At 46.0% G+C, this 13102-nt stretch carries 10 protein-coding genes; 3 read left to right on the top strand and 7 right to left on the bottom strand.

Annotation, left to right across the window (positions count from 1 at the left end):
• Positions 1 to 2: 2 nt before the first annotated feature.
• The gene (locus tag QXU03_00645; protein MEM2170258.1) at positions 3 to 332 is read right to left on the bottom strand and encodes a hypothetical protein; all 330 of its coding nucleotides are present in this window, start codon (positions 330 to 332) and stop codon (positions 3 to 5) included.
• 309 nt (positions 333 to 641) lie between these two features.
• Here QXU03_00645 and QXU03_00640 point away from each other — a divergent pair, with 309 nt between their 5' ends.
• Both QXU03_00640 and QXU03_00635 read left to right on the top strand, forming a co-directional pair.
• Complete coding sequence (locus QXU03_00640; GenBank protein MEM2170257.1) at positions 642 to 1364, top strand: serine/threonine protein kinase; 723 nt, start codon at positions 642 to 644, stop codon at positions 1362 to 1364.
• Positions 1365 to 1451: 87 nt separating this feature from the next.
• Entirely contained in the window at positions 1452 to 2042 is a 591-nt protein-coding gene (locus tag QXU03_00635; protein MEM2170256.1) for a YfcE family phosphodiesterase, read from the top strand.
• Between the two features lie 3 nt (positions 2043 to 2045).
• On the opposite strand, the gene QXU03_00630 is transcribed toward QXU03_00635, so the two are convergent.
• From QXU03_00630 to QXU03_00610, 5 genes are all read right to left on the bottom strand, one after another.
• Positions 2046 to 3128, bottom strand: coding sequence for an ABC transporter ATP-binding protein (locus QXU03_00630; protein ID MEM2170255.1), 1083 nt, complete (start codon positions 3126 to 3128; stop codon positions 2046 to 2048).
• 10 nt (positions 3129 to 3138) lie between these two features.
• Positions 3139 to 5370, bottom strand: coding sequence for an iron ABC transporter permease (locus QXU03_00625; protein ID MEM2170254.1), 2232 nt, complete (start codon positions 5368 to 5370; stop codon positions 3139 to 3141).
• Between the two features lie 122 nt (positions 5371 to 5492).
• Entirely contained in the window at positions 5493 to 7265 is a 1773-nt protein-coding gene (locus QXU03_00620) for an ABC transporter substrate-binding protein (protein MEM2170253.1), read from the bottom strand.
• Between the two features lie 99 nt (positions 7266 to 7364).
• Positions 7365 to 8645, bottom strand: a complete 1281-nt coding sequence (locus QXU03_00615) for a hypothetical protein (protein MEM2170252.1) — start codon at positions 8643 to 8645, stop codon at positions 7365 to 7367.
• A 69-nt stretch (positions 8646 to 8714) separates the two neighbouring features.
• The gene (locus QXU03_00610; protein ID MEM2170251.1) at positions 8715 to 10916 is read right to left on the bottom strand and encodes a metallophosphoesterase; all 2202 of its coding nucleotides are present in this window, start codon (positions 10914 to 10916) and stop codon (positions 8715 to 8717) included.
• A 106-nt stretch (positions 10917 to 11022) separates the two neighbouring features.
• On the opposite strand from QXU03_00610, the gene hjc reads away from it, so the two are divergent.
• Entirely contained in the window at positions 11023 to 11478 is a 456-nt protein-coding gene (gene hjc, locus QXU03_00605) for a Holliday junction resolvase Hjc (protein MEM2170250.1), read from the top strand.
• On the opposite strand, the gene QXU03_00600 is transcribed toward hjc, so the two are convergent.
• Entirely contained in the window at positions 11468 to 13060 is a 1593-nt protein-coding gene (locus QXU03_00600; GenBank protein ID MEM2170249.1) for a PINc/VapC family ATPase, read from the bottom strand. The two genes, hjc and QXU03_00600, sit on opposite strands and share 11 nt — an antisense overlap.
• Positions 13061 to 13102: the final 42 nt, after the last annotated feature.

Below are 13102 nucleotides of genomic sequence, written 5' to 3'. Positions count from 1 at the left end.
TACTACTTCTTCTTCAACGGTAACACTATACTTATAACGGTATCTTCACCGCTAACCGGATTTTTTGCTGTAAACTTCAGCTCTAAGCTAGTGGCGTTATAACCTGTTCTTCTAAGACCCTCAGCAAGGGCCTCAATTACTTTGGTTATGAGCAGTGTTCGCGAATATTCACCTGTGAGAGCAACGAACTTGTCAACTGCCATGAGCGCGTCTTCGTCTATTCTAAGCGAAATCATCCTTTTTCGCGGCTTTAGTGGTATCTCAATAATAATACCTCTAGTAGTGGATCTGTTGATTGAACTATCAAAAAGCGTTGTCAACAATTTCACCATGTGAGTAATACCATTCCATTACTTAAATTATCCATTCATGATACTAATTATACAAAAATAAAATGATGTTTTTATGCAACTCTAACGATCTATATATAATACAAAAACTTTTATGGAAAAACAGTTAGTACAGACATATATAGCCCTCTTGCTGAAATATTCAAACATGATGCCTTTGCAACACTCCCGAAGTGGAGCGGATGAGCAAAGGCTCTCTCCTAGGCCTCTTCACCCACCACTAAAGTTAAATCCTGTGAACCCCTATATACTTATAGGAATGACTGGGCATCGTTATCTCTAGGTGTTTCCATGAAACTTAATCTAGTTAACGTGCTGGACACCTTATCGAAGCAGTCAAGATTAGTTGTTGTTGATGGTAAAATGTACGTGGTCAAGGACTATGCCTCTGAAATCGGTTTACTAAAGTGGTATATTGTTACGCTATCTAATATTGCAATGGGAATATACCCATTTAAGTTCGAACCTGTAGAGAGGTTAAAGCGCGAAGTCTCGTTCATGAGGAGGGCGTTTAAGTGCTTTCACAGGCCTGAACTGCTACTAGTTGACTATGGAAGGGTGAAAATAGTAAGAGAATTTGTTAAGGGTAAAGTGTATAACTATAATGCTCCTTGTAGCGTACACTTCGAGCTTGGTCGTGGTATGGGTTCATGCCATGAAAGTGGCTGGGTTCTAGGCGATACCAAGATATCTAATTTCGTGTACCAAGGTGATCGTGTCTACATCGTAGACGCCGAACAGGCCATAAACGAGTATAACCCCGAATACGCTGCCTGGGATTTGCTGGTTTTAGCCTCAACGCTGTTCATGGAAGGCTACGTTAAAGCACTGAATACGGATATGAGTGGAAGAGTAATAGAGTTCATTCTAAAAGGCTACCTAGAGGGCAATGGGGATGGTATAAATGTTTTAAAGACGCTGAGAACTAGCGATTTTAAGGCGCTATTGTATCTTCTCGTGCCGTTTCCACTAAACTACTTGTTCGCGAAGAAGGCTGAGGAGTATATCAAGTAGACTTATAAGTGAAAATCACTTTATCAAATGCACGTGATGAGTTACCTCCGGCTTGAGCGGTGAAGATTACTTACCCGGCTGATTAGCGTGGTGCGCGTACTTGTAATAGGTGACACGCACATACCTGATAGAGCTAACGACATACCGAGGGCTCTAAAGGAGGTCATCGACTCCTCCATGCCATGGGATGCAGTAGTGTTCACAGGTGACCTTACCAGTGAAAGCATTTTAAAGTGGATTAGAAGCCTCAGTAACCGAGTCTACGTTGTCAGGGGTAACATGGATTACTTACCATTACCAAAAACAGCCATTTTTGAGGTCGAAAAGTGCACGATAGGCGTACATCACGGAGACGGTTTCTATCCCCGTGGGGACGTAGTAAGGCTTACTAAAATCGCACATTCCCTAGGTGTAAGCGTGCTCATCTCAGGACATACCCATGCAGACTTCGTCAAAGTGGGGTCTACCGGCAAGGAGCTCCTGATAAACCCTGGCTCCCTCACTGGTGTATGGGGCGGTGGTGGAGGTAGCTATATGCCCTCGTTCGTGGTATTGGAGATCACGCGCGAAACGATATACATCACAACTTATAGGGCTGAAGGCGTGTACTTAAAAAAGAGCGTTCACCGAGCTACTAGGACCAGTAATGGAGGCTGGACGGCGGAGAAATTAGCCTAGCTACTACTCTACGAGAGGAAGCACGATCGTGTTTCTCCAGGGTATCGTGACTACAAGCTCGTTGCCTACTGAAACGTTCATGTAGTTTGGTATGTAGACCAGTAACCTGAGCTCGCCTACTTTAAGTCTTCCTTCAATCTTCTCGCCAGTGAACATGGCAAACTCCAAGACACCTTTTATAACGGTATCTTCGACATCCGTTACGCTGTCTCCCACTCTTACTATTTCAGGCCTGATTACAACCGCGACCTTCTCCGGTAGCGGCGTTTCGAACACCACACCCTTCAAGACGATATCCGTGTCTTCTAGGTGAACTTTTACTTCGTGGTTACGTTGTTCGAGCACTTTGCCCCTGTAAATACTGCTCCTCCCGAGAAAGTCCGCTACGAAGAGCGACCTTGGCTGGAAGTACAGCTCGCGAGGGGCACCTATCTGGACTATTTTACCTTTGTTCATAATGGCTATTCTATCTGACATGCTCATGGCCTCTAGCTGGTCATGTGTGACGTAGATTGTCGTTATCCCGAGGGATTTTTGTAACTTCTTAAGTTCTTCTCTCATCTCTATTCTCAACTTGGCATCAAGATTACTTAAAGGTTCATCTAAAAGTAGCACTCTCGGCTGGACGACAAGCGCCCTAGCAAGTGCAACTCTTTGCTGCTGCCCACCACTAAGCTGTAAGGGATACCTGTTCTCCAGCCCTTCGAGCTTAACCAGTTCAAGGGCCCATTTAACCCTTTTCTCGATTTCTTCGCTTGTTAATCCAAGCTCTTTTTTCCTTATCTTGAGCCCGTAAGCAACGTTTTCGAAAACAGTCATATGAGGCCATAGGGCGTAGTTCTGAAAAACCATTGCGGTGTTTCTTTTATAGGGCTTTAAGAACGTAACGTCCTCGTCATCGAAGTAAACTCTACCTTTATCTGGCACTTCAAACCCGGCTATGATTCTAAGCGTTGTCGTCTTGCCACAACCACTAGGCCCGAGAAGGGTGAAAAACTCGCCTTTCTCGACAGTGAAGGTTGCTTCTTCGACCGCAACTACATTGCTATAGTACTTTGATACCCCTTCAAGGGTTACCCGTGTCATTTAAAGCACCCTATACGCCTACAAACGCGTACCTCTGCTTAAATATATACACCACGATCACGACGACGATCAACTGGATCAGTATTAGCAACGTGCCCATAGCCGCTGCTAAGTAAGGCCCCTCACCCGCGCCACCGATGAATTGTTGCTTCATGTAGAATGTTAGTGGCGCCTGATCTTCTCTTATACCCCCAAAAGTAATGCTTGTTGTTACTTCTGTGGCCATGTATATGAAGCCTATTAAAGCACCGCTCAGTACGTAGCCTATGATGAACGGCATTATTACACCAAATATTACCTTATACCTCGACGCGCCAAGGTTCATGGCCGTCTCCTCTAAGCTTCCGTGTACTTGCTGGAATCCAGCAAACACCGATCGTACAACGTAGGGAAGCCTCCTTACGCTAAAGGCCAATATAAATATAATCCATGCTTCGAACGCCACGCTAGCGGGGCTGAACCTCACGGCCATGTCTCGAGGCAACAGTTCAGCAAAACGCGTAAACATTACATAGTACCCTAGCGCGAACACTAGTCCAGGTATTGCAAGCGGTGCGGTTGCCAGGGAGTCCAGTATACTGGGTACATATTTTACCTTGAGCCTGTTAACGCTGTAGCCAACGCAGACAGCTAGGAAAACAGCTATGACGACTGATATACCGGCGTACGTAAGCGTGTTGATAATGTACCTGTAAATAGCCGGGTCCGAAAGTGCCTTTTTAATGTATTTCAGGGGATCGCTGGACAGCTCGATTACGAGGTTGCCTCCACGAACATATGGTTTAAGTATGTCAAGGGACATTAGGATGACGCCTATTTGTGGAAGCATAGCGAACAGTATTAATGGTACTACTACGAGGTATATTAATAGTGAACCGGAGATCCCTGGCTTTTTTATCCTCGGATTCCACCTACCTCCGCGACTTATCATGGCATAGCTACGCATACTCACATAGTTCCTAATGGCTAGAAACGCTATGAGAGCCGCTAACAACAAGACAACGCCCAGTGCCGCTATTTCCGGTGATATAACCCCATGAGCGGTGATAAGTCCATCATATATCCTGTAGCTCATGAGACGTTTCTCGTTGAAAACTATTGGTGCACCCAGATCCTCGAGACTGAACACGAATACGAGCGTCGAACCTGCAACTATACCCGGAAGTGCTAGTGGTAACGTGACCGTCCTGAAAATCCGAAAGCCTTTAGCTCCAAGGTTTTCAGCCTGCTCTTCCGTTGAGGGATCTACATTTATGAACGCGGTATACGCGTTAAGGTATACTATCGGGTAAAACGACATTATTTGCGTTATCATGACACCTAGAAGACTATCTATTTTTAAAGCGCAACCTAAAACAGGCCTTAGTAGTATTGAAACGGGGCCGCCCTCACTCCACAGTAACTTAACTACATATGCGTTCACAAATGGTGTGTTGAATAACGGCACTATGGCCAATATCCTGGTTAAAGTATGGCCAGGAAACCTGTAACGTGCCAGGACATATGCTATAAAGACACCCAATACGGTTGCAACGGCTGTGACCACGGACGCTACTATTAGGCTATTTAGTACTGGGCCGTAATCGATGCCTCTCAGTACAATAATACATTCACCTCCAGGCAAGTTAACGATCGAGTAGGGTTGAGTAACTAGCGGTTTGAACCTCACGTAACTGCTAGTTCTTAAAACATTGTAGAAGTTCATCCACCACTCACCTCCAGTTGGCGGTGTGAATGATTGAAGTAGGACGAGTAATATCGGCACTAGCATAAACACCATTAAGTAAGCAAATCCGAAGATCATGAAAGACCATAATGTTGTGTCAAGCTGGTATAAAGTGGCTTTAATGCGTCTCAAAAGCGGAACAGGTGTTTTCATGATTTTAATTCGCTCTTTCGTCGCTTGGATCCTCTCACGTAGGGAACCGAATAACGCTACACTCAAATACGGTGTTAAACCGATAGCTATTGCTTGTAGTAACTCCGTGGCGCCAGTCAATAAAACGATGATCTCGTAGAGCGCGATTACCACGGCTATGAATGTAAGTGAGAAGCTATACTTGATCCTATAATAATTGAATCCGCGGTTTAGTAGCAAAAGCCCGTATACTAGGGCAACAACCCATAGTACATATGAGTACATGACCGCCTCTACTTCGGGTAATATTTCATAGCTAATTAAACACAGTAATGCCAGTAACACCCCGCCTAGTGAAAGATCCTTAAATCCAGGGCTCTTCAAGGCCTAAACAAACCCCACTCTACCCTTAGAGTCTCTACCGATAACGGCTTTAAAACTTCGTGTTTGGCAGTAAGGACTAGGCAAAAAGCGGGTACGTGGACTCTAATGTCTAAGCGGCAATGTCACCTCCTTCTCAATAGTACCATAATAATGATGACTACTACCAGTACGCCTACAAGTATTAATAACGTTGGTGATATCCCTTCGGGCTGTCCAGTAGGTGGTGTGGTAGGCGGTGTAGTGATGGGCGCTGTTGGCGGTGTCGCGGGAGAGGTTATTATTGTTGTTTCGGGAGCGATAGATGTGGATGTAGGTGTCGTTGTGATTGATGTCCAGGTTTCTGCGGTCGTAGTAGGCGTCGTAGTAGCTGTCTGCGTAGTAGTTGTCGTTACTGTAGGTATAGGTTCTCCGCTAACTGCTTTATTAAGTAGCGTGAGAACGTTTTTATACTTCGTCCTCGCACCGGACTCCCATGCAGACATTAACGCCTGATACACGGGGCCTTCCTTCAACTTGGTATTTACAAGTATTGCATACTCTAGGGTAAACTTAGCTTCCTGGCCGGATACGGGATCAGTGAATCTTAATGGCTTTGACAACTCATACACCAGGTAATCAAACCATTCTTTTGTAATCCTTCCCTCAAGATACGCACTAGCCACCTGTGCCCATACAGCTTGTAGATCTTCGTGAGCGTTTACCAGTGTTGCTTTAAAATAGTACATTACGGAGTTAACCCAGCTAGATGACAAGGTTTCATTGAACACTATTCCCCTGAGCGTGGTGAGAGTTTCAAATGCCTTCTTCAAATCCGGCCTACTGGCCCCTTCACTAGTTTCAAACGTCTTCGGGTTAATCGGTATTCTGTTAATGTCCTTGTTAAGCCATACTTGTTGTCCACCAAACTCACTTAAAACCCACGCCACGAAGGCGGCTGCGTGAACGGGGTACTTGGTAATGCTTATGATCGCTATCGGATCAGAGTTCACTATAGTTTCCCCTTCCGGTGCGATGTAAACACAATCAGGGTTTATGTTCACCGCCATATAGCCGTAAAAGTCTATCGTCGTGGCGATAGCCACGTCTCCCTTTATTACCGCATCTCTGGCGTCACCGCTGCCTGGATAAACTCTCGAATTGGCGGCCATTAGTGTTAGTATCTTCCACCCTTCTTCCCATCCCTTGGCCTGCAGTATTATTTCGAAGATCCTCAAGTTACTGGTGCTGAGAGTTGGATCTGCTATGCCTATTAGCGGTACTGCCGGGAGATACCTAGCGTACTCAGGATCTGCGAGGTCGCTCCACGACTTGGCCATTGGCAATCCATACCTCGCTAATACATCACGGTTTACAGTGAAACCGAAGCTACTTATGCTTGCACCAATCCATCTTACATTACCTTGAAGGTCAACCTTGTAGGTCTCAGCGCCCGCCACTGTTTTGGGCACTTTACTCAGTTCGTACGTTACCGCATAGTGCTCTGGATACTGTTGTGGGTTTATGGGCATTAAGTAACCGGCGTCATCGAGTATGTTGAATAGCGTTGGACCTCCACCCCACGCCACATCTATTGATATTCCCTGCTTCTTAGCGCTTTCGATGCGATCGGGCCACAGTTCGGCAGGATAATACACAAACTGAACTTCGGTTATACCTAGTTTCTTGGCTACCGGCGAGTTCAAGAACATTATTCTCGTAAGGGTTTGTATTGATTGTTCGTGTCTCGTCAAGATAACCAGCCTTACATTCCTTTCTGTCGTCAAGCTGGCTAAGTAATCAAGCCATGGAAATGGCTCTTCATTACTAGTCCAAGGCCACTCTGTGCTTATAGGGCTAATAGCGGGTAGCGCTAGAATGGTTGAAATTACTAATAGGGAAGCAATTAGACTCTTCATGAGTTCCCCACGTACACAAAACTCTCAACGCGGTTTAAATACCTGAATGGTTAAGGCCAAAATAAAAATCAGGGGCATGTTTAAAGTTCTTTCCACTAGTTACTTCTTCCTAGTAAATAGCATGATCACAAGTATTACGATGATGATTAGTGCAACTCCTCCTACCACTCCAGCCACCGTATAGTCTGGTGCCGTAACAGTAATTGTGGTAGAAAGGGTCTCTAAGCTGACTTTCGTAGTAGTCTCTCTGATGGTCTGAAGCATGGTCTGCATCTGAGTTGTAGTGAGCGTCATAGTCTCCGTTACCGTCTGCGTCAAGGTCCTGGTGACCGTGTGAGTAATAGTTTGCATGACCGTGGCGGTCTCGGTAACGGTTAACGTGGGAGGAGGTGGGGGCGTGTACGTCACTACTCTAATCCACCACCTAATGAGGTTTTCAACGAATGCGGGGCCATCTAAGCTTACTCCATAGTAAGATGACGCCCAAGCCGGCTCGTAGTCACCGTAAAGGGACTCTCCAGCTACCGTTATTAAGGAGTTTACGTCGAGCCAGTACTCAGCCGCGTAGCCCACGAAGCTGGAGTTGTCTCTAGGCGCGCCGAGGCCGTAGAACATCGGGTCATATACGTATGCCGGTGGCGGGTTGTTATCTCCTATATACGAATTTCTAAACCACGCTATTCTAATTAAACCCGGAAACACCTCGGTGACGGGGTCGTGGTAATGGCCTTCATCATCTACCCATACTACGCAGGTTGGTCCGTGCATTAGTATAGGCTTAGTAATACCCTCGGCTAGTATGGATGTATCGAGATGTGGTAGCGTAGTAGAATCAGGCTCTACGAATACAAGTACCCTGTAGTAGGCAGCTGCCACCGTTGGGTACACGGTACCTTTATACTTGTACGTTCTACCTACTTCACTGTATACAGAGGCTTGTTCCAGCCTAAGCCTTGCTCCAATGTATTCTAGTAGCTTGTTAACGATGTCTATCCTGTCCGGCCCTGGGCCGTAATCGCTGTCTCCAGCGACATAGAGCACCTTGTTTCCTCCTTTAAGCCAGTCTAAGATGGCTTCCATCTCATCTGGGCTAAGACCGGTCGTGGGCTGGCCTATTAGCAATATGTCTACTTCAGATAGTAGTTCTTGCGTAATTGTCATGCCTGTCGTTATGTTAATCCATTTTATTGAGTACACCCTATTGTTGACTGTTACCTGCGTAATGTTGCCCTGAATAAAATTCAAGTACTTATCACTCTCGCCGTGTGCCAGGTCTACGGCTATCGTTACTGTTTCAGGCTTGCTAGTTGCCACTGGTAGTTTAATGGCTACTAGCAGTGTTAATAGGATTAATGGCGCTAGAAAGAGTGCTTTCTTCACGGCAATATACACCTCTACGAGGTAAGTAAAGTGACGAGAGTTAAAAAAGATTATGCGGGTATGCACCAATTACTGAGTATGTTTTCTTCTTAAAGATAGGAAGGTAATGATGAAAACCGCTATTATTGCTACTATAATTACAACGACCACAGAATCCATGCCTTTCGGTGGTGTAGTTTCTTGGCGTGTTGTTGTTTGTAGTAGGGTGGACTCGGTTGCTATCACCGTGCTCTGAAGTGGCGTGGTCGTTGTAGGCGTGAGTACAGGCGTAGATGTAATCGTTTGCGTAATGGGAGTTACCGCCGTAGTAGGGGTAATTGTAGTGGTCTCTGTCGGCACTCCGATCGTTGATGTAGTTGTAGGCGTTTCCGTAACTTCTATGATTTCCTCTACGGGCGTTTCGCCAGGCTTTACACCAGGGGGATAGAATAGTATTTTAAACTTCTTTAAAGCCTCGTGCCCGTAGTAGTCTCTTGCGTAGACTTCTAATAGGGTTGGGGTGGTTTCCTCAGCTTTTAGCGAGAGAGTCATGGTAAGAGTTACAGTATTAAATTCTGCCATTAGCGTTTCTGGCGCGTACTTAACCGATATAGAGGTTCCATTAAACTTAACCGATACGCTGCTAACATCCACACCCCATTCGACATCTACGATCTCCATGTAGATCGTCAAGGTTCTGTTAATTGTTGGTATTGCTGGGATGTACTTTTTTAGCAGTATAGTTGGCGGTAATGTGTCATCTAAACCCATGACCATTAGCTCGTCGGTGGCTCCGGGGCCTAGGTAAAGCTTCATGCTCAAATACAACATGTCGCCCGTGGTTATATGGTTCAACACCGTTATGGAAGAGTTGGGGCTTGATGCGTAATTCTTAAACCTAGGTGTTAAATCCCGGTTCCACGGTAGTGCCACTACGAGGGTGCTGTTCACGCTAAGCCAAGGAACGGTATTCTTCACCTCGAGCTTGTAGAATACGGATGACTTAACTAGCTTAGTTTGCAAGCTCTTGACAGGTATAGAGTTCAAGGATAGTTTACTTGAACTATATTTGAAGCCTATGAAGCTCGGCGGAGTAACGGGAAATGAGAGATCGCCAGTCTCGGTATCTATTTCAAAGGAGATGATGCCCTGATAAGTTGCGGCGCCCATACCAGTAGCTGTTACTGTTATAAAGTACGTTGTTGTATTCGTCCTAGTACTGGTGTACTTAACGAACTGATCTCTATGAACATGCCCCGATATTACTGCCGTAACGTTGTAGTCCTCGATCAGCTTTAGTACGTAGCGAAAACTGGTCATATTACTGCTCCAGTAGCTACTGACAGGTGTTTCGACACCCGGTTCGTAGGGTTTTAGGGTTTCCTCGTCATCATACCTTGCTACTACTTCACCCTGATAGTAGAACAGGGGGTAATGGAACACAACGATCTTCAGTGGTATATGAGAATAGTTTTTGAGCGCTTCTTCCAGGAAAGAGATCTCTTCCCATGCCCCTATGCCTCCCTCTCTATAGGGGTTCGTGTATATTCCAACGAGTAGTAGCCGGTCTCCAAGTACCCGTACCCACCTAACGGGGCCCAAGTACTTGGCATAAAAGTTGCCGGGATTATCGTGGTTTCCTGGAACGCTTAGAACCGGGTATTTGTACAAGAACAAATATCTGTAAACCTGCGCTTGGATGGTCTCGCTCTCCGAGGCGCTGTCAGTTATGTCGCCGGCCCAGATCATGAATGTAGAATTTAGAGATGACGCTAGAAAAGCTGCTGAAAACCTGCAGATATCGCCCTCGAGCAGTGTTTGAGGTCCCGCGCCAAAGTGCAGGTCGCTCATAATGACTACTCTAATCTTTCTTGGCACCTTTTCCAAGACCCATATAGATCTTGGAATACTGTGGTGAGTCGATCCCACCAATTCGAGGTCGTAAAGGCCTTCAACGACGTTGGGGGGAACGCAGATCTCGAGGCTTCTGGCTTCTAGCTTATTGACTACTACTGTGTAGTTTTCTACCAATAATCCTTTACCGTTTTCAGCTACCTGCCACATGTAACCAGTCGACACATCAAAGGCTTCTCCGAGAACTACGTTAAAGCAGGAACCAGGCGCAACTACTACCGGTGCGGCAGGACCGATAGTAGTAACGGGTAAAGGTTTAGCGACATCTATGTAACTCAGTGTGCTTATATATGGACTTGGAAGTGTGGTAGGCGCTTGCAAAAGCCCTAGCAGAAGTGGTAGAAACACTATCGCGAACAACGTGGTCTTCAGCTTCAACTCCTCTTCACCTAGATATAATGGAATCACCAGGCTTTATTAATGCACTGATCTGGATAATGTTTATGAGGTCTTTCCCCCGTGAACACTAAGGGTGTTAAGGGACGTGCCTTCTAAGAGGTCTCGTGGTTTTGCACATGAACGGGACCTTCTCAAGAAGCTGTGGAACCATGGATTGGCAGTCATGAGAGCGCCAGCTAGTGGTAGTAAAGCCAAAAGGGTTCTATACCCAGATGTCGTGGCCATATACAAAGGCAAAGTCATCGTAGCAGAAGTTAAGACTACAAGAAAGACCAGGACGGTGTACATCGAGTCCAGGCAGATCGAGAAGCTGCTAGATTTTGCCAATAGAGCTGGCGCCGAAGCGTACATCGCACTCAAAGTTGTAGGTACAGGCGAATGGTTCTTCATACCCGTTTCGAAGCTGGAAAGGATGGAGAGCGGAAGATATAAACTCGGTAAAGATGCCATAAACGAAGGCGTAAGGCTAGAGGCGTTAATCTCGTTGATTAAAGGCGTAAAGAAGCTATCAGAGTTCAGCAGACATGAGACTAGTCCTTAATGGCTATCCTTAATTGTGCGCCGTGTTTCTCGCACATCTTTCTCAAGCGGTTAATTTTCCTCCTACATGTCTTGAGCTGGTTCTTATCGAGTTCTATTACTATACCGTCTTCGTTGACTTTTATAGTCGCTTCAGGCAAGGCAGAGCGTGCCTTTTCCAGTAGGTTATACCACTTACCGGGCCCTGCCCTCAATTTCTTGACGGGAATTACAACTGTTTGTTCACCGAATGTGTATATCTCGTATTCTAGTTCTCCCGTCAGGAAGTCTCTTACCTCGACAACGGGCCTGGAGAGCTCCGCTTCGCGCAGACCCGTAGGTAGCTTAACGGTCATTCTGATCTCGTAAACCTTTTCAACCCACCCTTTCTTTATGAAGATGACGGTATCTACTATTGACGGTATCATGCCGAGATCCACTCTTCCAATAAACCTCTGAATGGCATCTATTGGCGAAGTGGCGTGCACTACGCCGATCATGCCTATTCCCGCAAGCCTCAAATCGGCGTAGAGTTTAAAATCCTCGTCCGTCCTCATCTCATCAAATACCGTATAGTCAGGCCTCGACAATAACAATATGTCGTGTAACTCGCCCATGTTAGCATAGTGTTTACTGTACTGAGTTATCTCGTTCGGTAGGACCATATCTCTAGGCGATTCAACGGTCTTCACTACTTTACCCATTCTCATATAGTACTCTGCGAGTGCTTGTGCAAAAGTGGTTTTACCCATGCCGGGGGCACCGGCTATTAAAATTCCCTCAGCCCTCTCATTTAGCCTCTTAGTTAGTTCTGGTGGCAGGTTGTAGTCTTCGAGTTTTAATTTCTTGATGGGCTTAACTACGGTGATTTCCCACCCATCACTAAGTGGAGGCCTCACTATGATTATCCTGTATGGACCAAGTTGCACTATTGTAGACCCTGCTCTATCCATCTCTATGAACGCGTCGCTCCTCCTCTTCGCGCTTTCAACTATCTCATTAGCAATTCTCTCTACCTCTTCACGCGATAGAGTTCTGTCCTCCAGTTTGACGTACCTCCACTCGCCTGGTTTACCTATCTTAGCTATGGGGGCCGTGTCTTCCTTCAGGTGAACGCTCATCGTGCTGTCATCAAAATACTTTTCAAAGCTAAGTTCGCCTTCACCCCGCTTCTCGACGATCAACGCCTGTATCCCCATAGCTCTACACACGTTATACTCTATGTTGTCACCTGTAATGACTACTCCGCCGACACTCATGGCGAGTTCCCTGACGGCGCTGTTGACTTCGCTAATTGCCACATCCTCAGCCTCATCACCATAAAACCTAGGCCGTTCACCCGAGTATTCAAGTGTGATTTTTCCCTCTTCGTGAAGTTTTCTAAGTTTACTCAGCTCTTCTAACCCGGCGTGACCTATACCGTGCCCCTTCGAGGCCAGCAATTCTAGTAGTAATATGACGGCTCTATGCACTATTACTCTACCACTTATGGCTCCTTCTTCGACGAGTTTACTGACTCCCCCTTGAACTATTGCAGAGTAGTCGGGCACGTAGATGACCTCACCGGCTATTCTCACGAATAGACACCGCGTTCTAATGTGCATCAAGAGGATGGAATCATAAAGAGTATTTTATGCATTATTATC

This window comes from Desulfurococcaceae archaeon (assembly GCA_038845865.1).
Classification (GTDB): domain Archaea; phylum Thermoproteota; class Thermoprotei_A; order Sulfolobales; family Desulfurococcaceae; genus UBA285.
The sequence above is the reverse complement of the archived record's forward strand: the minus strand, read 5'-3'. Positions and strand labels throughout refer to the sequence as shown.